Source organism: Candidatus Poribacteria bacterium, assembly GCA_028820845.1.
GTDB lineage: Bacteria > Poribacteria > WGA-4E > WGA-4E > WGA-3G > WGA-3G.
Genome location: JAPPII010000074.1, coordinates 53393 through 75971 on the forward strand (window position 1 = coordinate 53393; position 22579 = coordinate 75971).

23 protein-coding genes are annotated in these 22579 nt (G+C 48.4%); 10 read left to right on the forward strand and 13 right to left on the reverse strand.

What is annotated here, in order from left to right; all coding sequences use genetic code 11:
• The first annotated feature begins 71 nt into the window (after window positions 1–71).
• Genes OXN25_14925 through OXN25_14935 form a run of 3 tightly spaced genes read left to right on the forward strand, consistent with a single transcriptional unit; the run spans window position 72 to window position 2623 of the window.
• The gene (locus tag OXN25_14925; protein MDE0426149.1) at window positions 72–914 is read left to right on the forward strand and encodes a phytanoyl-CoA dioxygenase family protein; all 843 of its coding nucleotides are present in this window, start codon (window positions 72–74) and stop codon (window positions 912–914) included.
• Window positions 915–938: 24 nt separating this feature from the next.
• Window positions 939–1802 (forward strand): phytanoyl-CoA dioxygenase family protein, encoded by an 864-nt coding sequence (locus OXN25_14930; protein MDE0426150.1) that lies wholly within the window; start codon window positions 939–941, stop codon window positions 1800–1802.
• A gap of 23 nt (window positions 1803–1825) precedes the next feature.
• Window positions 1826–2623, forward strand: a complete 798-nt coding sequence (locus OXN25_14935; GenBank protein ID MDE0426151.1) for a LamG domain-containing protein — start codon at window positions 1826–1828, stop codon at window positions 2621–2623.
• Between the two features lie 1088 nt (window positions 2624–3711).
• Here the strand turns inward: OXN25_14935 and OXN25_14940 are convergent.
• The 3 genes from OXN25_14940 to OXN25_14950 all read right to left on the reverse strand — a co-directional run bounded on the left by OXN25_14940 (window position 3712) and on the right by OXN25_14950 (window position 4908).
• Complete coding sequence (locus OXN25_14940; protein ID MDE0426152.1) at window positions 3712–3987, reverse strand: hypothetical protein; 276 nt, start codon at window positions 3985–3987, stop codon at window positions 3712–3714.
• 227 nt (window positions 3988–4214) lie between these two features.
• A complete protein-coding gene (locus OXN25_14945; GenBank protein ID MDE0426153.1) occupies window positions 4215–4550 on the reverse strand; it encodes a helix-turn-helix transcriptional regulator in 336 nt (111 codons plus the stop codon).
• A complete protein-coding gene (locus OXN25_14950) occupies window positions 4534–4908 on the reverse strand; it encodes a type II toxin-antitoxin system RelE/ParE family toxin (GenBank protein ID MDE0426154.1) in 375 nt (124 codons plus the stop codon). The genes OXN25_14945 and OXN25_14950 overlap by 17 nt, the downstream gene beginning before the upstream one ends.
• A gap of 1 nt (window position 4909) precedes the next feature.
• Here OXN25_14950 and OXN25_14955 point away from each other — a divergent pair, with 1 nt between their 5' ends.
• Window positions 4910–5092 (forward strand): transposase, encoded by a 183-nt coding sequence (locus tag OXN25_14955; GenBank protein ID MDE0426155.1) that lies wholly within the window; start codon window positions 4910–4912, stop codon window positions 5090–5092.
• Window positions 5093–5628: 536 nt separating this feature from the next.
• Here the strand turns inward: OXN25_14955 and OXN25_14960 are convergent.
• From OXN25_14960 to OXN25_14975, 4 genes are read right to left on the reverse strand one after another with little or no spacing between them, the layout of a single operon-like run.
• Window positions 5629–6471 carry a hypothetical protein gene (locus OXN25_14960; protein ID MDE0426156.1) on the reverse strand — a complete coding sequence of 281 codons (843 nt, stop codon included), beginning with the start codon at window positions 6469–6471 and terminating at the stop codon, window positions 5629–5631.
• 46 nt (window positions 6472–6517) lie between these two features.
• Window positions 6518–7159 carry a hypothetical protein gene (locus OXN25_14965; protein MDE0426157.1) on the reverse strand — a complete coding sequence of 214 codons (642 nt, stop codon included), beginning with the start codon at window positions 7157–7159 and terminating at the stop codon, window positions 6518–6520.
• Between the two features lie 10 nt (window positions 7160–7169).
• Window positions 7170–10127 carry a hypothetical protein gene (locus OXN25_14970; protein MDE0426158.1) on the reverse strand — a complete coding sequence of 986 codons (2958 nt, stop codon included), beginning with the start codon at window positions 10125–10127 and terminating at the stop codon, window positions 7170–7172.
• 11 nt (window positions 10128–10138) lie between these two features.
• On the reverse strand, window positions 10139–10891 hold the full coding sequence (locus tag OXN25_14975) for a phytanoyl-CoA dioxygenase family protein (GenBank protein MDE0426159.1): 753 nt from the start codon (window positions 10889–10891) through the stop codon (window positions 10139–10141).
• A 62-nt stretch (window positions 10892–10953) separates the two neighbouring features.
• Here OXN25_14975 and OXN25_14980 point away from each other — a divergent pair, with 62 nt between their 5' ends.
• Window positions 10954–11112 carry a hypothetical protein gene (locus OXN25_14980; GenBank protein MDE0426160.1) on the forward strand — a complete coding sequence of 53 codons (159 nt, stop codon included), beginning with the start codon at window positions 10954–10956 and terminating at the stop codon, window positions 11110–11112.
• 78 nt (window positions 11113–11190) lie between these two features.
• On the opposite strand, the gene OXN25_14985 is transcribed toward OXN25_14980, so the two are convergent.
• The 4 genes from OXN25_14985 to OXN25_15000 all read right to left on the reverse strand — a co-directional run bounded on the left by OXN25_14985 (window position 11191) and on the right by OXN25_15000 (window position 16030).
• Complete coding sequence (locus tag OXN25_14985; protein MDE0426161.1) at window positions 11191–12405, reverse strand: DUF362 domain-containing protein; 1215 nt, start codon at window positions 12403–12405, stop codon at window positions 11191–11193.
• 79 nt (window positions 12406–12484) lie between these two features.
• Window positions 12485–13249 carry a Uma2 family endonuclease gene (locus OXN25_14990; protein MDE0426162.1) on the reverse strand — a complete coding sequence of 255 codons (765 nt, stop codon included), beginning with the start codon at window positions 13247–13249 and terminating at the stop codon, window positions 12485–12487.
• A gap of 107 nt (window positions 13250–13356) precedes the next feature.
• Complete coding sequence (locus OXN25_14995; GenBank protein MDE0426163.1) at window positions 13357–15405, reverse strand: AMP-binding protein; 2049 nt, start codon at window positions 15403–15405, stop codon at window positions 13357–13359.
• Between the two features lie 19 nt (window positions 15406–15424).
• A complete protein-coding gene (locus tag OXN25_15000; GenBank protein ID MDE0426164.1) occupies window positions 15425–16030 on the reverse strand; it encodes a Uma2 family endonuclease in 606 nt (201 codons plus the stop codon).
• A 161-nt stretch (window positions 16031–16191) separates the two neighbouring features.
• On the opposite strand from OXN25_15000, the gene OXN25_15005 reads away from it, so the two are divergent.
• The gene (locus OXN25_15005; GenBank protein MDE0426165.1) at window positions 16192–16479 is read left to right on the forward strand and encodes a DUF4258 domain-containing protein; all 288 of its coding nucleotides are present in this window, start codon (window positions 16192–16194) and stop codon (window positions 16477–16479) included.
• Window positions 16476–16703: a hypothetical protein gene (locus OXN25_15010; GenBank protein ID MDE0426166.1), complete on the forward strand. Its 228-nt coding sequence runs from the start codon at window positions 16476–16478 to the stop codon at window positions 16701–16703. Before OXN25_15005 ends, OXN25_15010 begins: the two co-directional genes overlap by 4 nt.
• Window positions 16704–16710: 7 nt before the next feature.
• Here the strand turns inward: OXN25_15010 and OXN25_15015 are convergent, their stop codons facing one another.
• Both OXN25_15015 and OXN25_15020 read right to left on the reverse strand, forming a co-directional pair.
• Complete coding sequence (locus tag OXN25_15015; GenBank protein MDE0426167.1) at window positions 16711–17862, reverse strand: cysteine desulfurase family protein; 1152 nt, start codon at window positions 17860–17862, stop codon at window positions 16711–16713.
• A 74-nt stretch (window positions 17863–17936) separates the two neighbouring features.
• Complete coding sequence (locus OXN25_15020) at window positions 17937–18974, reverse strand: Gfo/Idh/MocA family oxidoreductase (GenBank protein ID MDE0426168.1); 1038 nt, start codon at window positions 18972–18974, stop codon at window positions 17937–17939.
• 153 nt (window positions 18975–19127) lie between these two features.
• On the opposite strand from OXN25_15020, the gene OXN25_15025 reads away from it, so the two are divergent.
• The 3 genes from OXN25_15025 to OXN25_15035 are packed head-to-tail and all read left to right on the forward strand — an operon-like array spanning window position 19128 to window position 22506.
• Window positions 19128–19670, forward strand: a complete 543-nt coding sequence (locus OXN25_15025) for a hypothetical protein (protein ID MDE0426169.1) — start codon at window positions 19128–19130, stop codon at window positions 19668–19670.
• Between the two features lie 25 nt (window positions 19671–19695).
• The gene (locus OXN25_15030) at window positions 19696–20757 is read left to right on the forward strand and encodes a cupin domain-containing protein (GenBank protein MDE0426170.1); all 1062 of its coding nucleotides are present in this window, start codon (window positions 19696–19698) and stop codon (window positions 20755–20757) included.
• 15 nt (window positions 20758–20772) lie between these two features.
• A complete protein-coding gene (locus OXN25_15035) occupies window positions 20773–22506 on the forward strand; it encodes a phytanoyl-CoA dioxygenase family protein (protein MDE0426171.1) in 1734 nt (577 codons plus the stop codon).
• Window positions 22507–22579: the final 73 nt, after the last annotated feature.

Here is a 22579-nt window from a genome sequence, read left to right on the forward strand (position 1 = left end):
TATGTTATATTATCTCTATCACCTCAATAGAATAACCTGCCATTTCCGAAGCTTTACAACAGGAGAGCGTAATGGGTACAGAATCAACACCACAAGAGAGACGTTTCGCGTTAAGTGCGGATGAGTTGGCATACTGGAACGAGAACGGTTATCTCGTCCGTTTGAACGTCTTCACGCCTGAAGAGAACGACGCGTTCCGTCAGGTTGCTGAAGACATTGTTGATGGCAAACGTCCGTTTCCACCCCAACACATTGATCGGAACGCGCTCGTCAAAGACGGAAAAGTTGAAGAGCAAGGCATCTATGCGATGCACAAAATCCATTTTCCGAGCTGCTACGACCCAGAATTCCTTGCCCGTGTCCGGGACACCCGTCTCACTGATCCGATCGTTGACATTCTCGGTCCGGATATCCTCGGTATTAACACGCTCTTTATCTGGAAAGCACCGAAGATTGGTCTCGGTTTCCCGTGGCACCAAGACAAGTTCTACTTCCGTTCTCGATTTAATACGGAGACGACTGTCGGAACGTGGACGGCGATTGATCCGGCAGATACAGGGAACGGGTGTCTCTACGTTATTCCGGGCAGCCACAAATGGGATATTTTTCAGCACGATGATATTGAAGGTTCACAACAGCAGGAATTCAAACTGGCGCGCGGCGTGCGCGACGAGGACGGTGTTGCGATAGAGGCACCACCGGGTGCGGTGATCTGGTTCCACAGCCACCTCTTGCATAAGAGTACGGATAACCATAGCCTGCGGTTTCGTCGGAGTTTCGTTTCCCATTACCTCAGCGCACAGGCGGAGTGGTCGAATGGTCGGAGAGGACAACCGGTCATGTGGGTTCGCGGTGAGACCTTTCCCGGCAAGGTTAACGAAGTGAGACGCGAGGTCATCCCCATCTCTGAATAGGTGTGAACTTAACAGGAGACAGTAATGCACACAGAATCAACACCACAAGAACGGTGCTTTGGCTTGAGTGCTGACGAGTTAGCACATTGGGACGAAAAGGGATACCTCGTGCGTTTAGGCGTATTTTCGTCTGAAGAGAACGATGTCCTTCGTCGAGTCGCCGAAGACGTTGTGGACAAGAAACGTCCATATCCCTCTACAAACATTAATCAGAACGCGCTCGTCAGAGACGGGAAAATAGAAGAACAAGGCATCTATGCGATGCACAAAATCCATCATCCGAATTGTTACTGCCCGGAATTCCTCACACGTGTCCGCGACCCCCGTTTAACTGATCCGCTCGTTGATATCCTCGGTCCAGACATCCTCAGCATCAACAATCTGTTTATCTGGAAGGCACCGAAGATTGGTCTCGGTTTCCCGTGGCATCAGGACAAGTTCTATTTCCGCAATCGGTTTAACACGGAGACGACTATCGGAACGTGGACGGCTATTGACCCTGCAGATCGTGAGAACGGGTGTCTCTACGTTGTCCCGGGTAGCCACAAATGGGATATTTTCCAACACGATGACCTTGAAGGTTCACAACAACGGGAGTTCAAATTGGCACGCGGGGTGCGCGATGAAGACGGCGTTGCGGTAGAGGTGCCGCCGGGGGCAGTGATCTGGTTCCACAGTCATCTTTTACACAAGAGCACGGACAACCACAGCCTACGGTTCCGACGGAGTTATGTTATTCACTACCTCAGTGCTAAAGCGGAATGGTCCCGTCCTGAAGCACGCAATAGCAGGAAGCAGCAACCCGTGATGTGGATTCGCGGTCAGACCTACCTTGACAAGGTCCACGAAGTCGAACGCGATGTACGACCCGTTTCAGAATTCGAGTGACAAAACTACGAAAGGAGCGAACAATGCTTACAACTCTATGGAAGTCAGCTGCGATAACATTGGTGGTATTAATCGGCACGCTGTGCAGCATTTCTATCTGTGCAGCGGATGTATTGGAAGACGCACTCGTTGCTGTATGGCTTTTTGATGAGAATCAAGGTCTTGAGGCAGCGGATGCCTCCGGTAACGGTCATGACGGCGATATTAAAGGGGCAAAATGGGTTCAGGGCAAAATAGGGGCGGGTCTTGAATTTAACGGTGATGGCAATATCGTAGAAATCCCACATGACGCTGATTTCGATCTCACGGAATACACAATATCCGCTTGGATCAAAACGGAACCGACGGGTCTCTGGCAAACTGTAATCGGGAAGGAACCTGTTGCGGGGAACCCCAGGAATTACGGTATCTTTGTTGCGGGTAATACGAAGCTGCTCGGCGTGAACTACACGACTGCGGGGGCATGGAAGACAGCGTTTAGTAAGACGGTTGCTGCAGACGGCAAGTGGCATCACGTTGCTGCGACCTTTGACGGCAAGGTGCTTCGGGCATATTTTGACGGTGTGATGGAAGGCGAAACGAAAACCGAAATTCCACCCGACCACAATACAGAACCCGTCCGAATCGGACGCTGGGGCAATCCGAGAGGCGATTATTGGTCAGGGATGCTTGATGAGGTTGCCATGTTCAATCAGGCGTTGACGGAAGATGAGATTCAGGATATTACGATGAATATGCGGGATGCGTTGGCAGTTGAGGCGATGGGGAAACTTGCGGTGGCGTGGGGGGCATTGAAGCACTCAGGGACTCAACGACACTAATCCAAACCGTAATTTATGGGGTTACGAGATTGGCATGATTTTTTATCTTCAGTTCCGTCGCGGTGACATCTCTGTAGCCATAGGGAATCAACGGTATTCATGCCTTATGGCATGAACCGGGGTTCAGCGGCATAGTGATTCATAGTTTTCATAGTTTTCATAGTAACGTTCTGACAATTGCAGGTTTAGAACCCTCATAAAGTCAGGTGTGACGTGGGTTTGTCGGGTTACTATGAAAGTGTTGTTTTTTTGGTGTTACTATGAATCTGCATTTTTCGTTTCTCAGCATTATGCTTGTAACGCTAATGGTGGCGTGGGTTTAGACGGCTTTCTCGTTTTAGCGGTTTTGAGAGGTTACTATGAAAGTGCTGTCGATCTGTTTTGATGTTGAATCAGCCTATTCTTCGTAAAAACGGACGTGAATATGGATTTAACTTAACGATATATTTTTGGTAATTTCCCTTAAAAATGTTACACTGGTGTAACATTTTGTGTCGGGTGTGTAACGTTAGAGAACATAGTGGCCATAAGGGTTTGTTGATGTTTAATTTTTCTGTTGAAAAAAATAATAAGTCCGAAAAGTGTAACATTTTTTGTGGCTATTGGAAACCGTCGGAAACCATTGTTTGTAGGTTGATACACTATTCCCTCTTTGGAAAATCTTATGATATATTATACTATTTTTACCAACCTATGTCAAGTTAAAATGAGTTATGAGTTATGGGTCGTGAGTTGCAGGTAGGTGTTCCAGAGGATTTAATGTCAACAACTTTACGCATCCCTGTTAGCACAAAGGCATTCAATTTTCCAATATTTTACATTCTGGATGCCCCAACTTGTTGGGGAGTGTGTGCTATCCGGAATCTCCTTCCAATGCTGACGAAACCAGTAAAAACAACAGAATCAGTAAGAATTCTATCCAATTTTCCTTTAACATCTTAAACATATTGTCTCCTTATCCAATCTTAACAATCTCCCCAGTTGTTTCCTTATATCATTGATTGAAGTGCATACGCGTATTTAGACCACAATTTCGCAAAGTTAAGATAAGTTTTTTCGTTGAAATTCCATAGGTGTCAAATGGTTTCCTAACGCCGCATGTGGGTGTTTCTGGTGATACACCTGTCTGATAAATGATCGATGCGTTCTCTTGCCTCGGTAATATCCTCGTAATCTCGGATCAACCTTTCCGCATACCCGTTCTCCCCAGGATGCCCTCTGTGTGCTAATGAAATCTCAATACCGTGGTGTTTGAGCACCGAGAGATAAGCGGTTGAAAGATATTGCACGCCTTGATCGGAATGATGGCTCTCTGGAAGGCTTTGGTGTAAGGCAGCTTGGAGCGGTTTCAAGGTGTTTCGCAAATCTGCCGAACCGAATATGAAGAAGCGTTGTGCCCTGTTTCCACCATTTCTCGTTTCTCTGACGAGGTTAGTTCAACTAAGATGTCCTTAAGCATAAGGCATGGTAGCGTTGGCACCTGCGAACTATGGTAAAACATACAATTACCTTTACACTTGAGGTGGCGAAGTTTCCTAACCTCGCCAGCGGTGTGATAGGTTTTTGCTTCTGTTGAAACGTCCACTTATTTTCATAATTCACCATAAAACGCAACCACCCGCTGTTGCCCTTCTCTGTCTTCCGAGGGCGTAATGCGAATCTCAATATCGCGGTTGAATCGATTCAGAAACGTCAACAGCCGTTCGACGCTATAATGATTAAACTTTCCTTTTTTGAGTCGTGAGATTTCAGGCTGCTTCACGCCGAGAATCTTCGCCGCTTCCGCTTGGGTGAGCTGACGATCTTCTATAATCTGAAACACTTCAAACCCAAGTGTCGCTTTGAGAAACAGTTCGTCGGCGTCCGGCAAGTCTAAATCCTTAAACACATTGCCAGAACTCTTTTCAAATTCAATCTTCTTGCTCATAACTCTTCTCCAGTTCCTGCGCCATTCTGAGGCGTTTCTTGATAAGGTCTACGTCTTTCTTGGGGGTCTGAATGCCGCGCCTTGATTTTTTCTGAAAACAATGCAGCACATAAACCCGCGCTCCAATTTTCACGGCATACACGGCACGATACGTGTCCGTCCGATAATCGGCTCGTATCTCAAAAACCCCTGAGCCAACGCCCTTGAAGGGTTTCGCTGCAGGAGACATGCTTCCCGCCTGTGCAATAAACAGAGCGTCCCCTATATCCTTTTGAACGGACTGCGGAAATTCTTTCAGATGTGCCTTAGAATCCCCGACCCATATAGCGTCTCTTAAGTTCAGCCTTTCGTGATCCATAATGTATTATAACCAAATGGATATAATAGGTCAAGCATCTCAATCCGATGTCGAAGCGACCGAGCAAAAGTGTCGGCTGCGGTGGAAGATTGAGCAACTTCACCGGGAACTGAAGCAGACCACAGGGATCGGCAAGTGTCGCAAGCATCGTGCCCAACGCAATCATATTGCGTGTTGTTTATAGGTCTGGGTGAGTTTGACGCGCACAGCGCGTGCAGCGGGTCAAACGATTTATCAACTCAAAGCAAGTTTACTTGAGGATTACATCCGACAGCAACTGCAAAATCCTACTATTTCTATTAATATTGCGTAAGTCCTAAATGGTTTATATGCTGAGTCGAAAGGACAATTTATAAGAACATTATCGGTATAATGGGCTGATCTCATGAATCCTTACAATCGCGTTGAGTTTCGGGCAAGTTTTCGCAATGTGAAATTATTCAAACTTCTAATAATTATGCCATAAATCCGCTGGTATATCAAGGGATTTTTACAACTTTTTCAGGCATATTTCGTTTTCCACTCTTTAGCCTCGTAGCGGCGGCATGTTTATAGAAAAACGTTCCATACGCCTTAGCCCCAGCGGGGCGGCACGTGTTAGTATCAGTTGCAGCCCATAATAGGTAGGTGCGGTTTCCTAACCGCACCGGACACTACCTAAACATTGCCTTACTTTTTAGACTTCGGTAAACGTTCCATATTCATAATATCCTGACTAAATCACATTTTAGGATTCCATGATACTTCTCCGCTTTCAGATGCGGTTTTCTTTTCCCAACCCAACAGTTTGGCTATAGGTTTTATATCTTTTTCAGATATATCTTGAAGATTCATCAAGTCGAAAATGGCTTTCCCGATACTTTCAAGTAGCATGCTATTAGGGTTAAGAGTTTCATATTGTGGTAGTCGTCCATTGAAAATGAATGTAAGTCCGCCCTGAATATATCCATTCGTGACGAGTTCAAAACAATCGTGCAGTAATTTGGATAGTTCCAATGGATGATCAAGTTGAGGATTAAGTTGCAAATCTCTAAGTGCGTCTTCTCCCTTCTCTCTCCTACCAACCATGCTCAAAATACAAAGATGCTGGTAGGTAAGTTGCTCAGCAGATTTTATGATTTTATGACTCAAATCTGCACTGATTTCCTGCTCAAAAACACTATTCTCATAAATCTTTGCGATATATCGAGCCTTCTTTTCCTCTGGTTCTCTCTGAACTTTCAATACCATATTTTCCAGCACTTCTTCAGCGTCCGCCCTTCCCGTATGATTTTTATCGAAAAAACCATCCTCACGGGGGTTCTCGTTTTTTAAACGTTCGCGAATGCCTTCAGCTGCCAATATTAATGCACTACCTACCCGCAAATTTTCTCTCGGACTCAACATGCGCTCGGCATATTCCTGTCCAATATTTTTCAACGAATTGGCTAATGTGGGAATTCCTATTTCAAGGACCTCTTCTGGGATTATGCCTTGTAAAGTGTTTGACGCAAGGGGACTACCTATTATAGAACCATATTCTATAACCTGCTTTATTAGTTTTAAACCAGCGTTATCTGACATTCTAAATCTCCTATGTAATAGTTCCCTTGCAATCCAATCTCTCAATTTAGAATAAATTTTTCAGAAGTGGTTCAGCAACAGACCAAATAGAAGCAACGCTTCCGGTATTCGTTAATATTTTTTCTAAGGCGGAAATAGCAGTTTGTCCCATGGTCGGCTGCAATTCTGACTTTGGAGTAAGAGCTTGATTTGACAAAAATGATAGCCACTCAAGTGCTGAGTTCTTATCTTCTGCTTTAATGTCAGTGGCATCTAAAATAGCTTGAGTAAGTTGTTGGAGTATATCGGCTAATTCTCGTTTGTTTTCAGCTCGCATTGCGTGCATATTAACATCAAGTTTTCCAATATTTCCAGTGTTAATGGTCCCTACAACGCTATTATCAACTCGTATATTATGATACATAAAATCCCCTGTTTTTATTGTATTTGGCATAGGTATATGAATGCGTCCTTTTTTATACCCCAAACCTATGCTATGTTCTAATTCTTCATTTTGATAATTCAATATTGAGGCCTCTATAACCCAATCAAGGTAATTAGCCTGTTGAAGCTTTGAATAACAGTCTACACAAAGATGGTTATCCGCTACTTCCAATATCGCTGGTTTTTTGCATTGACTGCATTTCTCAGGCATTTTCGTCGTCTTTTTATTTTTAGAGGGTCGTAGCAATTCTAAAATATGTTTCAAAATGAAATCCTTATTCCTCAACATACCAACTCGGAAAAGGAATCCCCTTCAGCTTAAGCTTCGCCAACTCTGCATCAAGATTGCATGGATCCTTTTTCTCACCTTGGATACTTGGTTCAGCGCAAAGCATCTCACGCAAAGTCTGCATAGATGCGAGGACACCTATATCTTTAATGCCAAGTACTTCCGTCAGTAGGTCGGTATCCAATTCGTGTCGGACAGAATCGTGGGCGCACTCGTTGACGGGTAGCATCCGCTTATACTTCAAACGTTCAAAGAGTGTATCAGCATTTGCTAACTGTTTTTCAGAGAGTTTACGAACATCTAACGTTGGTAGTGTTTTTAATGTCTGCTGGCGCAGTGTTCCGCGTCCCATATCCTGTTTACTGCTGTGTAACCAGTGGCAGAAAAAGCCTAATGTTGAGTTGCACCACAATGTCCACGCAATTTCGTGTCGCGAGTCGTTGAGTAAAACATTTATCATTGATCGGATCCCAATGGAGGGATCCTGAGTAAAGGAGGATATAATTGAATTTGAAGTAAATCTCAGATTGATATGATAATGGGTTTTACTCATGCAGTCTAAGGCTCGTTTAACTGTAGCGTTTTCAGTTGAACGAGGTATCGCTTTAGAGTCTGGCAAGGCAACCATGGTTCGTTGTAAAGGCGCGTTAACTTTCCATAACGCATCGTAACCATCACTGTTAGGTTCCCATCCTTCTACCATAATAAATGGTCCGTCTTTTCTGTACAGGTCAGCTGATCCAATTTTTGCTATATCTTGCATTCTGCAGATGTCAATCGGAATAGGTTCTCTTGCCATCGGAAGATGTAATTCTCCACCAGCAAGTTTGTGTGCACTCTGTAGCAATGCCATTGATCGCGCCCGTGTTGCAACCCACTCTACGCCATCTTTAATGGGACAATCTAGCATTTGCCCATTGTTTGTATCTCCCATACTGATAATATCACCACCGTTTGGAGCATCTTCGAGTTTCCGAATGCTTTTACTCCGAAGGATCTGATTTGCGATTTCCATGGCTTCAAGTGGTTTTTGGGGGCGCTGTTTTAGACAAACAAATTTCCCGCGGCCTGTATTTTCCCCGATGCCCTTCGTTGCGACGACAATACACTCCGCCTTTTTGGTATCTGCAGAGAAGGCACAATCCTCCGCCTTCCTTTTAGGTATAGTAATCACGACTACGTTGTGATATTCGGTTGCCCACATATCCCTAATTTTCTGTGTAATAGGTGACCTCAATACTGTCAACAGTAGAATAAATCCCATCGTCCCACCACGCTTAAGTTTCTTGTCCGCAAGATCAACGAAATTGGGCGCAAATTCAGAAATGCCCGATGCTACTCTTCTGTCTTTAGGTTTCAAGGCAGCCTGCATTGCTTTCTGGTCTTCGTTTGGACGATCATACCCTTGGAATGTAGACTTTGGGACTTCAGTGTTGCTATCTGCTCCTGGTCTCGTGAAAGGTGGATTTTGAATAACCACATCGAATTCACCGTGCTGGAACGCCTGCTGGAGTTTAACTACCGTATTCTCCTCGCCCCCAATTTGTTCAGCATCAATGTCCAATAGCGATACATCATCAAGCAACTCCAATGAGCCAATTGCGTAACTGCCATCATCCATAAGTCCGTATGGTGCTGTAAGTATCCGGGTGCCAGCGATTTTGGTATCTGCATGTGTGCTTGCAAGCGCAGCTGCTGTCAAGTGTGTCGCGTTGGGCATAATGTCTGCACCACCGATGTTTTCCTCAAGCATCCGCTGATGAATATTTTTACCGTTCCCACCTTGCTGTTCATACAGAGATAGGATACGCTGATAAACTCCATTAAGAAGTGCTCCCGTTCCACAAGCAAAATCCGCCACTTTCGGAAGTTTACCTTTGGGCAGTTCAGGCAACACAAGCGTTGACAGCAGTACGGCACTTTCTGGTAAGGTGTAATTCGCCTTAACATATTTCCTATCGGTGATGAGTTTTTGGAAAACGATGCCAGCGAGTTCGTGAATCTGTGCGATTCCGGTGTCAACGAGGTCTCTGGCTGCTTCGCAGAGGAGGGTTAAGACGGGTTTGACTAACCTATCATCAGTGGCGAGTGCCTCAACGAGATAGCGAGCATCTTCAAAAATAGGACGGTAATTGACTTTTAGGATAGTGTTCCAGTCGGCGATAACATCGGCGTAGTCAATTGTTGGCAGGAGTTGCCGAAGTGAACGGACGGATTCCATCTCTGCTTTGCCAGCAAGCGAACTCTGAAAAATGAAGGCATCCGTGATAATCAGGGCTGCCATGCGGAGGGTCTGTAAATTAAGTTTTTCTTCTTCGTCATTTTTATCTTTGGAGAAAACTTCTTGGTGAAGAATCGTCTCAATTTTGGTCCCAATAGCACGATGATCGGCGATTGCGTCTTCAAGGAGGTGGGCTGCGCTGTCAATGCTATATTCTAAGTCCTTTGCTGCCTGTTCGAGTTGAGAGTTAGGCATTGCGCCGACGTGCAGCGCATTGGCAATGTCTCCCACTGTGCCTGTTGCCCATCCATTTTTAGGAAAGTGTCCGACGGTGCCTCTGAGAGTACTGATGAGTTTGTATTGTAGGTCGTCCGCCTCACGGAGTTGCAGATTGATGTCGCGTCCCGGCATCGTCTTAAAACGCTCAGGATACAGAATCGCCATGACGTTGTTCAGGGTTTTCGTGGCGGTATGGTATTCGGCTTCGAGTTCGTAGACGAGTCTGGTTTCGGCTTGTTTGATGAGGTTTTTGGCGTTGGTAGTTGTGGCGAATTTGGCTTCGATGCCGATGGGTTCTCTGCCGCGTTCAATCACGAGTGCGTCGAGTTCACTGTTGCCTTTGATGAAGGCGTTGACTTCTGTTTCGAGTTCCCATCCGTGACGCATGTTCCGTAAGATGTTCACCAATTCATTTGTAATTGTTGTTTCGCGTCGGTTTGGCATGGTATTTCCTGTTACCTCGCGGGCTGATCCGGCGGTTGCGGTTGGGAATCGAATCCATAAATCCGACGCATCGTTGGTGTAGCGCGTTCAACGACTTCCGGTTTCAGGTGATGCACAAAATCGAACATCGGCTTCACAAAAGAACGACAACAGAAACATATTAACGCGATACGTTGTTTGTCGGTTTTATTCGCACCCGCAGAGTGCCAAATTGCACCGTTGAACAGGAACACAGAGCCTTTCGGAGCAGATAACCGGACTTCGTCGGGATGGTAGGTCGTGCCGGGAGGCGGTTTTTTCCGATGGAGATGGATGCCCGGGACATGACGTGTGCCGCCGTTTTCTGGCGTGAAATCGTCGAGAAGCCAGAGACTGTTAGCGACCAACGGGAAACTGGGGAGCGGTTCCGGCATTGTTCCTACGATATGATCGACGTGGTAGCCGCCATCAGTTGCCCCCGGGGCGATGATGTTGGAGGTGAGTGTGCTGAGTGTATAGTCGGAACCGAGCAGGTGTTCAAAGAACGGCATTACCTTGGGATGGGCGACAAGCTTCTCGTACATCTGTCCTTTGTTTACTAACCAGCGGACGTGCTGCCCATACCCATCGGTGTGTTGGCGCGCCAATCCGTTCTGCTTCTCTTCCGCTGCCAGTCGAAGTATATCGGCTCTGTAGACTTCAATCTCCGCATCGGAGAGCACATCTGGGATGACGATGCATCCCTGCTCGTCTAACTGTTTCTTCTGTGCGTTGGTGATACCCATTTTGTGTTCTCCTTTAATAGGCGAGGTTAGGAATGCACATCGCATGAATCAGAATCAACGGTATGAAGTCCGTATGGACTTCACCGGGTATTCATGCCTTAGGGCATTCCCCGGGAGCGTGTACGCTGCAAAACCTCGCCTACCAGATGTTAGGTGAACGGTTCGGAACCTCGCCTACCAGATCCTTTTTCTCTCCAGAGGCACCCCTCCTTGCGAGATAAAGAACGTTAATGCAGAAGCCTCTTAAAATCCGCGTCATCCGTGTCATCTGTGATAATCCGCGATTCAGACAGAGGAAATTATGCAGCAAAGGGTTTCAGACAATCTTCATAGACGTTAAAGCGTTCGCCTTCGTGCTCTTCGGCATCGACAAGTTTCAGCCAGAGTGCGCTGTCCTTCTTGTCACCACTCAACTGCCGACGGCTGCCGAGATTCGACGGATCCGGTCCGCTCCAGACGACTTGACCGTCTTGCATATAGATGAAGTTATCGCGATACCGGTCGATAAGGTCTCTCTGGTTTTCTTGATAGACTAACCCTTGTTCACACGTCGTCCGTCGCCAGTTAGCGACCGTTTCTGGCGTGTCCGTTTCTACTGAATCAAACTCCGCCAAAGGTGCCGTGACTTCGCTCTCCCAATCAATCTCATTGAGGTTGACAGTCCCATATCCACGTTGTGCAGCGATGAGGATATGGTTCCGATCGCGTTTGAACGGAGGTGTGGGCCAGTCGGACTGCGGATCGTGCCCCATCAGGTGCATACCGACAGCATCCGTAGTGATTGGGTGATCACCAGCAACGAGAGCATTACAGATTCTGCCTTCACCGCCCCACTCGCGTCCCCACTGTCCCGTCAATGCATCGATGATGTTGAGGCACGGCTTTGTGATGAGTGCCAAATCCGGGAGTACGTAGGAGAGACGGATGAGGTGGTGGTAATAACTCCGAGTTCTGCCTTCGGGGAGGATCATTGGTGGCAATCCGAAGAGATTCTTTGTGCATAGGGTGATACCCATGAAAGCGTGGTTCTTCATCTTTGCCACAGAGACGACCGCATCGGCATCGTCGAAGCAAGCACTCAGTGTATAGCGATTGAACATGGAGCCGCCACCCGGAACGTCGTAGGTCTTAAACGGCGGTAGGTTGGAATCGACGAATTGTACGTCGAATTCTTTTAGGTGGTGTAGGTAGTTGAAGTTTGGAGGCATCCGATGCCCGTGGGTATACGGATTCGTATCGGTAGCGACAAGCTGCGCCGTGGTGTGTTCCTTGATGAGTCGCAGAACGGCGCGGCAGGTGGCATCGTCTACTAATTCTCGGCGACGCCCTTCGTAGTAGATAATCCGCTCAGGGGGCTTCATCATATTGAATTTCATGACTACCTTCTTGGCGGTTTCAATCGGTTTCCAAGCGCGAGTGAGCGGGTCAGTGATACGGCGGAGCGTCTGATAGATTTCCTCTTCCGTGGCACGATAATCGCAGTGCGCTGCTCTAACTTTGAACTGTTTTTCCATTGGGGTCTCCATTACAAATAGTTAATTCGCTAAAATAATATGAAATTTTGGACAATTTTTGGACCTCGCTCACGAAGCGTTAGTCATCTGACAAGCGTGCTTTGAGACGCTCGAGTTCTTCACGCAGGCGTGAGACTTCCGCTTCCGCTTCCGCGCGTGCGGCGGCTTCACGCGCGCGTGCGGCGGCTTCACGCGCGCGTGCGGCGGCTTCTTGTTCAACGCGCTGCTCTGCTGCCTCTGCAGCCTCTGCAGGGGTTTGCAGCCAGCGTCCTGTCGTCTCCTCATAAACGGCTAACCCCTCATCTAACAGATGGAACGATACGCCTAACGTCACAGAAGGGATACTACCATCTGCGTTCTCGGGTATTCGCTCATAAGTTCCATCTTTGAGGCGAAACCCCATCAGCGGTGTCGGCAAATAGCGTCTATCTATATCGCAGAGAAAATACTCCGGTATTCCCATTGACGCGTAATGTGCCTTTTTATGCCCTAAGTCATTTTGAAACGTCCCTTTGCTCGAAAACTCCATCACGAAGTCTGGCGGCTTCCCCTCTTCCCACGCCTTATAGGTGCGGCGGAGTTTCTTGCCTATGCCGAAAGAGACGAGGATATCGGGCGAGACGGCGGTGCGGCCGGGACCCTCTATATCATACATCATGAGAGTCCCGGAGACATAAGTATCCGGGTTATCCGCGAAGAAGCCGTCAAAACGTTGCCGCAAGTCGATGATAGCCACTGCGTGCATATCCGTTTCAGCCATAGGTTTTCCATCCGATTCAGGATATAGGTCGGCAGTTTCTGTGGGAGCGTAAGGGATGTGGCGTGAATTCGGATACGTTTCCATGAGAACATCTCCTTTTCCACAAAGTGATTGAAAGAACAAGTGTATGTCACTCGGGTGTCTGTTAAGTATACCTAAAAAAATTCCATAAGTCAATCTTTTTGAAAAGGTCACATCGCTTGCTGGCGCAAAAGGCGACGCATCACCTTGTTAGAAGCGGTTCGCGGTAACGCGTCTACGATAACGACATCGTGAATCCTAAACAACGGATTGAGGTGTTCGGAAAGTGAGGCTTGCAACATGGTGTGAAGTTCCTGTTTTGTGGGTGCCGATTCGGGTTGTATCAGCACGGCATAGATGACGAGTTGGCTCGCTCCCCCGTCTTTTGGTGAGACGGCAACCGCTGCGGTCTCTTGGATTTCGCTGACGACATTAAGGACTTCCTCAATCTCTGCGGAACTTATTTTAATACCACTCAGATTCATCGTATCGTCAACACGACCGAGTACCCGATACTTAGTCCCCTCCAGCCAAGGTTCAGTATCAAAGCCGTTACCTAACTGTTCAAGTGCATCGCCGTGACGACGCAGATTCGGTCCTGGCGTTCCTGCGAAGTAGACCTCATTGTGATCGGCGTTAAGGAGACTTGTAGAGAGACCGAGAGAGGGCGGAACAATAAAGACTTCGCCGTTGTCAACTGGGTTTCCCTCATCATCGCAGAGTAAGAAATCCAAACCGAGTGCCGGTGTTGTGAACGTCGAAGGTGCAGCGGGTTGAACCCGGGTCCCAGTAACATAACCGCCCCCGATTTCGGTGCCGCCGCAGTATTCAATTACCGGTTTGTAACCCGCCAAGGACATCAGGTACAGCATTTCCTCTGGGTTAGAGCATTCGCCTGTTGAACTAAACGCTCGGATTGCCTGCCAATCAAGTCCATGCATGCAGTCAGTATTTTTCCATGCCCGGACAAGCGTCGGCACGACACCGAGCATACTCACTTTCGCGTCCTGCACAAATACGCCAAAGTCGCGTCCTGTCGGTACGCCGTCGTACAAGGCGATAGTCGCTTTATTGATAAGGCTTGCGTAGATGAGCCATGGACCCATCATCCAACCGAGGTTTGTATACCACGCAAGCACGTCACCCGCATGAATGTCGTGGTGTAGGTGAGCATCCGCAGCGCATTTGATGGGGGTGGTATGTGTCCACGGAATCGCTTTAGGTTCGCCGGTGGTTCCAGAGGAAAATAAAATATTAGTATGTGCATCAGGATCGCACGGGACAGCAGTAAAAGTCTCTATTTCACTGAGAAAGTCGTTCCACGTTATATCCTCCTCCCGCTCGTTCTGTGCGATGGTATTACTGCCTTCATTTGAAAAGAGAATGGCTTTCGGTGCGTTCGCAGCAATCACTTTCTCATATAAAGGCAAGTGTTTCCCTGCCCTATTGATGTAATCCTGCGTGAAAATGGCTTTTGCTCTACCGATGCGGAGGCGCGTGGCTATCTCATCTGGTGCGAAACTGTCGGCGATTCCGACGACAACACATCCTGCCTTAACGATTCCAAGATAAATGGCAACGGATTCAGCGTTCATCGGCATATCAATCGCCACCGCATCTCCGGGTTTTAGTCCAATATCTACAAGTCCATTTGCGACTCGATTCGTAAGGCATGCCAATTCGTGATAGGTAAGCGTTACGAGGTTATCGGTGCCTTCGCGTTGTGCAATAATCGCGATGGCATCATCGACGGCACTGAAGCAGCTATTGACGATGTTGAGTTTCGCGAGGTGTGTTGCAGTGCCTGTTGCGTCTTTTTGTGCTTCGGTATTTGTTTCAGTTGCGTTAATGCCCAGTCTGTCAATCATCATCTGCCAAAAGGTATCGCGATTGGCAATTGACCACGCGTGGAGTTCAGGGTAAGTTTTAATGGAGAGTTCCGTCATAAGATGCGTGATGTTCGCTTCGGTAATGTCTTCGTCGGTAGGAAACCACGCCGGTGGGGGGCCGTATGTTGCGTGATCGAAGTCGGCGTACACGGTGTCGTAAAGGAGTTGGTGGAGTGCAAAGGGGTGTTCTGGTCTGAGGATATAGCGCGATATTTCGTACCAACAGGCTGTCGGCGACTGTGTTGACATGAGTCGGTTGACGGTTTCTGCTATCTTTGATGCTTCTACCTTTTCCAATCCGCAGGCGATGAGTTGTTCAGAGGTTAGCATGCGACGCGCGTTTCCTTTTTTAGACGTTACGGGTAGCTGGGAGGGTATCATCTGTTTCCAATTCAACGAATCTGTAGATTTGATTCAAGGAGAGTTCTGCTCCGATTGAAGTGAGGGGGAACACGTTCTCAAGCGCGCGAAATTCGCTGAGCAGCCACCGTTCGCCTTGACGAAGATAATGCTCAACGTGGACCTGATCCTGCGAAATTAGGATATATTCTTGCAGTGATTCTAATTGGCGATAGCGTGCGAATTTCTCGCCCCGGTCGTAGCTTTCGGTTGAATCAGAAAGCACTTCAACAATGACTTGCGGATTGGTGAGTATGTCAAGAACGTCATCTTCAAAACGGGGCCTATCACAGGTAACAGCAATATCTGGATAGAAGTAGGAGACTCCCGCGCCAATGCCGACGCGCATATCACTGGCGTAGACTCTACATCCGCGTTCCGTCACTTGGTTGTAAAGTCCATTTGCCGTATTCATCGTAATAAGATTATGTTTATTACTGGCACCCGACATTGCGACGATCTCGCCGCTGAGGTATTCGCTTTTGAGCGTCGCCTTGCGTTCGGCAGCGATGTATTCTTCGGGGGTTAGATAGGTTCGGGCTGCAATGGATGACATGTGGGTATCCTGCTGTTATAGGCGTTAAATTTGACGATAGAAGTATAGCGTATTATCAGGAAAATTGCAACAGTTCTGCAAATTGGGCAATATCTTTTGCAATCTGAATTTGATCTATGCTATAATTATTTTGACTTATCAAGAAAACGGTTAGGTAGTAAATGAATATTCGCTTTTACAGTGATCCCGAAACTGGCTTGCCCCATATTTATGACCATGGTGTTACCGAAGACGAAGTAGAAGAAGTCTTGTTAAATCCTGTTGAAAAGAGATCAGGGAGTAGACGATCGAAGGTTGTCATAGGTCAAACACAAAGTGGTCGTTACCTACGAGTTGTCTATGTTGAGGATCGACGGCCTGATAGTGTTTTTGTGGTTACGGCTTATGAATTGAGTGGAAAACCTTTAACGGCATACCGTCGGCGACGAAGAAGGAAAGGCAGACGATGAAAAAAAATGAATTTCCCCCAGGTTGGGATGAAGAGCGCGTCCAGAGTGTTATTGCACACTACGAGCAGCAGACAGAGGATGAGGCCGTTGCCGAAGACGAGGCAGCATTCGCAGATGAATCCAGTGTGCTGATAGAAGTTCCCATCGAGCTCGTTCCTGCTGTGCGTGAATTGATTGCTAAGCACGCCGCAGAAAATCCACTACAGCCGGAACAAAGTTCCTAACGCTTTGCTATTCAGGTGCTAAAGCGCGTAACCGATTAACAACCTTTGTAACCTCATCAGCAACAATATCCACCTCTTCAGCTGTATTGTAGCGTCCCAGGCCGAAACGGACGGTCGTCAATGCCAATTCATTCGGAACTCCCATTGCAACCAAGACATGTGATGCCTTCACCGACTCCGAATCACATGCTGACCCTGTGGATACCGCAACACGCTTAAGCCCCGTCAGTAAAGCGTGACTTTGCACACCCGCGAAACAGAGATTCAGATTGCCCGGGAGCCGTTGTTTCGGGTGTCCGTTGAGATGAATGTCATCTAAGTTTTCTCTGAGTTTCTGATGAAGTGCGCCGCGTAAGGTAGACACATTACTTTTTCCCGATGCCATGTAACTTTTAGAAAGTTCGCACGCCGCACCTAAACCGACAATCCCGGCGACGTTTAGCGTGCCGGGTCGCACCCCTGACTCCTGACCACCACCGTAGAAAAGCGAATGCGGTTGCGGAGTGCCTTGACGGATGTAAAGCGCACCGATCCCCTTCGGACCGTAAATTTTGTGTGCCGTCAAGGATGCCAAATCCACACCAAGCCCCTTCATATCCGACGGCAACTGTCCAATCCCCTGTACGGCATCTGAATGGAAAAGCACACCGTGTTTCGCAGCCACAACCGCAATATCGGATATCGGGTTTATCGTGCCGACCTCGTTATTCGCATACATGAAACTCATCACGGTCGTCTCTGAGGTTATCGCTGCTTCAACATCATCAGGATTGACCCTCCCATATTTATCCACAGGAAGGTACGTCGTCTTAAATCCTTCAGCCTCTAAGGCGTGGCATGTATCGAGGATGGCGTGATGTTCGGCTGTGCTTGTGATGATGTGGTTTCCCTTGTCTCTACAAGCGTAGGCGATTCCCCTGATGGCGAGGTTGTCCGATTCAGTCGCGCCACTGGTAAAGAAGATCTCTTCTGCTGAGCATCCGAGCAAGCCAGCGACTTGGTTACGCGCCTTCTCTACAGCGTCTTTCGCCGTCGTGCCGAAGGGATGCGTGCTGGAAGCGTTGCCGAAGTGGGTCGTGAGATGGGGCAGCATGGCTTCCAACACTTCGGGTGCGATTGGCGTTGTCGCATGGTTGTCCATGTAGATGAGGTTATTCATCGGTGTAATTTCTTTTGTAAAGCGTACTTATATTGAAAAGGTGGTGAACGGCGCACGGAGTGCGCCTACTACTTTTAAAGCCGCTCTCTGAACATGTCAATCATACCATCAGGTGGGTCAAACGGCAATTCGACGATTGTGTTCGTTAGTCCACTGTAGTAAATGCCCAGAAGCAGGTTGAATTCAGCGAGGGATTGCTTGAGATGCGTCGGATGTACCTTACTCTCATCGTCAAGCCACTCAAAAACCGCGTCGGTAAGTCCACCTTGCGCGATGACATCCTGATCGCCGTAGCTTAGGTCCCCGCCTTCATAGCCGGTTTCCGGTAGATTGCGTTCCCAACTCTCAAACCGCCAGTGGACGAACCCTGTCTCACCGAACACACAGACGCGTTTGTGTCTATTGTTTGAGGTATCGGGTAGCACACGGGGTGCCATTTCTGGACCGAATGCGACTGAAGCTTGCACGCCGTTTGCGTAAGTGACGAGTGCTGTAGCATTTGCAGGCGAAGGTTGCGCCGAATCGAGTTGGCCGGCTCCGGAGATTTGCCCCTGCACCTTCACCGGACGCGAATTATCAATGTAAGAGGACACGAGTTGTAGGACGTGTGGTGCCTGATCGACGGGTGGGTTGCGTGCGCTTGCTTCTATAAATTTAATCGCTCCGATTTTTCCTTCGGCGACATCTTGTTTGAGTGTGAGGTTCTGTGGGTGGAAATTGAGTTGTGTGTTAACGACGAACTTCGTTTTCGTGCGTTCGGCGAGTTCAGAGATCTGCCGCCAGTCTTCACTCTCGACAGCAATCGGTTTTTCGACGATAGCTGCAGGCACGCCGTGTTCAGAGGCTTGATTCATGAGTGGATAACGAATGCGTTCGTTGCTGCCTCGTAGGACGGGTGCGGTAACGATGTGTAGTAGATCCGGTTTTTCTTTTGATAGCATTTCGTCGAGGTCGGTATAACGGGCATCAATCCCGAATTCATCGCCGAAGTCGTTGAGCAGGTCTTCCTTCATATCGCAGATCGCAGCGAGTTTACCGCCCTTGACGTGTTGATAGGCGCGAGCGTGCCCGCGTGCACGTCCCCGACACCCCAAAATCGCGCTTTTGTACATAGTTTTCTCCTTTATACCTATAGATGCAGATAATACAATTATATGTCGGATGCGGTTTTAAAGCAACGGTTTTCACAAAATTCTGGTTCAAAGAAGAATGGAAATGTGGTATGATATTCTCCAAAAGCGGAAACAGACAACAGGAGGCGGGAGATGCGACGTTACCTCTTTATCTTACCAGCAATTTTCGCGGTTACAATCGTTTTAGGATGTCAGTCCAAAGTATTGCAGATGATTTTTGAACCGCAGGAGCTTTACAACTACGCTGTCACGGAAGGCGTTACCTGTACTTCACCGGAGATGATAGACGGTGATGTCCAGACGAAAGGATATGCGGATGGCAGATGGATTCACCTAAACTTACCAACGCAAAAGGCGATTCATCGGATCGCGATCCGCGGGACTAACATCATAAACTGTATGATATACGAGAAATTGGAGGGTGAAGGACATTGGCGCGCAATTCTGCAGGTTCAGAACAACGACAGTCCAGTCATTGAGGCACGCGTCAGTGGTGTTGTGACGGATACAATCCGTATCTACATCAGCGGGACTACTGAAGATAAAAAGAAAGCGGGTGAGTGGGATCCAAGGCGTGGCGGAATTGTGGCGTATACAGTGTTGGGTAAAGCCTTCATACACGAACTTGAAGTTTACGGGTTCGTCTCAAAGGAGAAACCTGAAGCCGTCCCATAGCAACTAATGTGTGAGGCATGTAGTAATGAAACGTTTGATTTTTGAAGATTTATACAGTTGGAGCGTCTTTAGTCCAGAACGGCAGGTAGACTTTAACGGGCATTTGTGGGTGCGTCCTGACGGAAATATCCTTATAGATCCGGTTGCAATGTCAGATGCCGATCAGGAACACCTGACAGCACTCGGTGGCGTGAGGTCGATTGTGCTGACGAATGCCGATCATGAACGCGAAGCCGCTGCGCTTCGGGAGCAGACGGGTGCCGACGTGATTGTGCATGAAGCGGATGCTGACGCGCTGAGCATCAGACCCACAAGGACCGTGCAGGATCGAGAGGCGATTGTCCCTGGCTTACATGCTGTCCATCTCGGTTATGGAAAAAGCCCAGGCGAAATCGCACTCTACTTTCCAGAGAAGGGGACCGTTCTGTTCGGCGATCTGGTGGTAGGCGCGCCGATGGGCGCGTTGACGCTACTCGCCGATGAAAAATTAGCTGATCCGCCTAAGGCAGCACTCGAATTGCGTAAGATTTTGGGGCTCCGCTTTAACACGATTCTCGTTGGCGATGGACACTCCATCTTTAAAGATGCCCGACAACACCTCGTTGACTGCCTCCAAGCGCGCCGCGACATCTACATCAATCGTATCCATATTGATGAAGTAGAGTGGCAGTATAAAAATGCCCCACATCCTTATGATTTTGAGGACAAGGACATTGATCCGCTCATCGGTGGCAAGAATTTAGGGTATCGCGTGATCCGTCTCCTACCCGGTAAGATGAGTTTCCCGATGCATTTTCACAATTTCGGCGAAGAGATGTGCTATGTGATGGAAGGAGCTTGCACGCTGAAAACCCCACGCGGCGATGCGGAAGTGCGGGAGGGAGATTTCATTGCGTTTCCGCCCGGCACAATCGGCGCGCATAAGTTTGTGAATAATAGTGATGCCCCAGTCGTGTTATTTATACTCGGAACCACTACACCTCACGATGTAAGCGAATATCCAGATTCTAACAAGGTGTTGCCTTATGTCGTCGGAAAGATTTACCGTAAGGATCCAAGTCTCAGTTACTGGGATGGCGAGGTTTAATAACAGGAGGAACAGATGGATAACGAACTCATGAGCAATGAAGAGAATTACGCTTTTGATGTGGCGGGCTACCTACACGTTCCGGGTGTTCTCACTCAGGAAGAGGTGGCAGCACTGAACGAGGCGTTAGATGCTGTTGCGGACAGTGAGATGCTCTTAGGCGGTCTACATCGTGAATTGTTCCGCGACCTACTCGTACACCCTAAAGTGGTGTGGTATCTCAACCAGATCGTCGGACACGGTTTTCGACTCGATCAAGCCCCGCGACTGCTGGGAAATCGAGAAGGCGAAGTCGGGATGACCCTCTTCGGTGGCGATGAGCCGAGAAATCCGTCCCAAGCCTATTTTCTACAAAACGGTCAGCGAAGTTCCCAAGGTGTGAGAGCGATCTGGGTGCTGGATGATGTTGCAGAAGAAGACGGTGGATTGGTTGTCGTGCAGGCGAGCCACAAGAGCAATGTTGAAACCCCGCGCGACTTGACGACCGGTGTTGATGATATGGGGTTAGTGATACAACCCGAACTCAAGGCAGGCGATCTGTTTTTAGTCGCATCCGCTACGCTCCAAGGCGTTCGACCGTGGAAAAATGGATCGAAAAAGTTGTTAACTTACTGGTATGCCGGACGTGCAGCAATTCAGTCGAATCCCGATGGACCCAACGCAGAAACCGAGGCTTTGCCGAGATGGGCTGACGAAGCAACGCCTGCGCAAAAAGCGGTCATGTATGTCCCTGGGTTTAAGGGGTCAAGCCCGTCGCCGGTGCTAAATACAGATGGTGAGGAGACGTGGGTCGAGGAAGGGACATCCGTCATTCATCCATCGATTTATACCCGCGACCCGATTTCAGGGATTGATGAAAAAGAGTTTTATTTCTGGGATCTGAACGGGTATCTCGTGATTCGCGGTGTGATGGATGAGGAGTGGTTGGCAGCTGCCAATGAGGCGGTGGATAAATTCCAAGATCGCATCGTCGTTGGTAGCGAACTGGCGCGGGGTTCGATCAGTCAAGCCGGGACAGGACGGCCGCTCCTACCGGGTTTGTTAGACCTACCCGATCCGTATAACGAACCGTTTCGGCGGATGATTGCACATCCGGCTGTCGTGCATCGCCTCAATTGGATGGGCGGTAGCGGCTATCGCACAGGGGGTGCGACGGTGTTCTGTGCTGTTCAAGGCACATCGGGGCACTCACTCCACGATGGAAATGAGCCGATGAGTCCATCGCGCGGTTATTATTTTAAGAACGGACGGAGTTATTGCGAGACCGTCACCATTACATGGCAATTGCGTGATGTCGAGCCAGAACTCGGCGGTTTCGCATGTGTGCCGGGATCTCACAAGACCCAGTATCCATCGCCCCGCGGGATTCGGACGTGTGATGACACGATGGGGTTGGTGGTGCAGCCGGTTATGAAAGCCGGGGATGTTCTCTTCTTTATGGACGGCGGTTGCACACACGGTGCCTTAGCGTGGAAGAATCCAATCCCGAGACGCGGCGTCCTGATTAAGTATCAGTCGAAAAATTCCAATTGGGGTGGCGGTGTGATTGACCCACAAGATCGGTGGGGCGATATGGTTGAAGATATGACGGAGGCACAATTCGCTGTCATGCGGGGACCCGAACGCGATGGTCGCCACCGCACTGTACCCCGACTCGTTGTGCATGATGGACAGGTATCCGTTTCGTACGATCCGGATGGCGATAGCTATTCGTCGAAGTATCGCAAACCCGGTGAAAAGCGGGAATAATGGTTATTTCTCACCTACCGTTCCCGGACCAAATCCGAGAACGGTAGGTGATAGCATAGATAAGTAAACGATT

Coding starts and splice junctions, on each gene's coding strand:
- OXN25_14970 (MDE0426158.1), bottom strand. CDS start 10,127: ATGCCAAACCGACGCGAAACAACAATTACAAATGAATTGGTGAACATC.
- OXN25_14935 (MDE0426151.1), top strand. CDS start 1,826: ATGCTTACAACTCTATGGAAGTCAGCTGCGATAACATTGGTGGTATTA.
- OXN25_14930 (MDE0426150.1), top strand. CDS start 939: ATGCACACAGAATCAACACCACAAGAACGGTGCTTTGGCTTGAGTGCT.
- OXN25_14985 (MDE0426161.1), bottom strand. CDS start 12,405: ATGGAAAAACAGTTCAAAGTTAGAGCAGCGCACTGCGATTATCGTGCC.
- OXN25_14975 (MDE0426159.1), bottom strand. CDS start 10,891: ATGGGTATCACCAACGCACAGAAGAAACAGTTAGACGAGCAGGGATGC.
- OXN25_14995 (MDE0426163.1), bottom strand. CDS start 15,405: ATGCTAACCTCTGAACAACTCATCGCCTGCGGATTGGAAAAGGTAGAA.
- OXN25_14980 (MDE0426160.1), top strand. CDS start 10,954: ATGAAGTCCGTATGGACTTCACCGGGTATTCATGCCTTAGGGCATTCC.
- OXN25_14925 (MDE0426149.1), top strand. CDS start 72: ATGGGTACAGAATCAACACCACAAGAGAGACGTTTCGCGTTAAGTGCG.
- OXN25_15005 (MDE0426165.1), top strand. CDS start 16,192: ATGAATATTCGCTTTTACAGTGATCCCGAAACTGGCTTGCCCCATATT.
- OXN25_15030 (MDE0426170.1), top strand. CDS start 19,696: ATGAAACGTTTGATTTTTGAAGATTTATACAGTTGGAGCGTCTTTAGT.
- OXN25_15020 (MDE0426168.1), bottom strand. CDS start 18,974: ATGTACAAAAGCGCGATTTTGGGGTGTCGGGGACGTGCACGCGGGCAC.
- OXN25_15035 (MDE0426171.1), top strand. CDS start 20,773: ATGGATAACGAACTCATGAGCAATGAAGAGAATTACGCTTTTGATGTG.
- OXN25_14990 (MDE0426162.1), bottom strand. CDS start 13,249: ATGGAAACGTATCCGAATTCACGCCACATCCCTTACGCTCCCACAGAA.
- OXN25_15015 (MDE0426167.1), bottom strand. CDS start 17,862: ATGAATAACCTCATCTACATGGACAACCATGCGACAACGCCAATCGCA.
- OXN25_14960 (MDE0426156.1), bottom strand. CDS start 6,471: ATGTCAGATAACGCTGGTTTAAAACTAATAAAGCAGGTTATAGAATAT.
- OXN25_14950 (MDE0426154.1), bottom strand. CDS start 4,908: ATGGATCACGAAAGGCTGAACTTAAGAGACGCTATATGGGTCGGGGAT.
- OXN25_14955 (MDE0426155.1), top strand. CDS start 4,910: ATGTATTATAACCAAATGGATATAATAGGTCAAGCATCTCAATCCGAT.
- OXN25_15000 (MDE0426164.1), bottom strand. CDS start 16,030: ATGTCATCCATTGCAGCCCGAACCTATCTAACCCCCGAAGAATACATC.
- OXN25_14945 (MDE0426153.1), bottom strand. CDS start 4,550: ATGAGCAAGAAGATTGAATTTGAAAAGAGTTCTGGCAATGTGTTTAAG.
- OXN25_15010 (MDE0426166.1), top strand. CDS start 16,476: ATGAAAAAAAATGAATTTCCCCCAGGTTGGGATGAAGAGCGCGTCCAG.
- OXN25_15025 (MDE0426169.1), top strand. CDS start 19,128: ATGCGACGTTACCTCTTTATCTTACCAGCAATTTTCGCGGTTACAATC.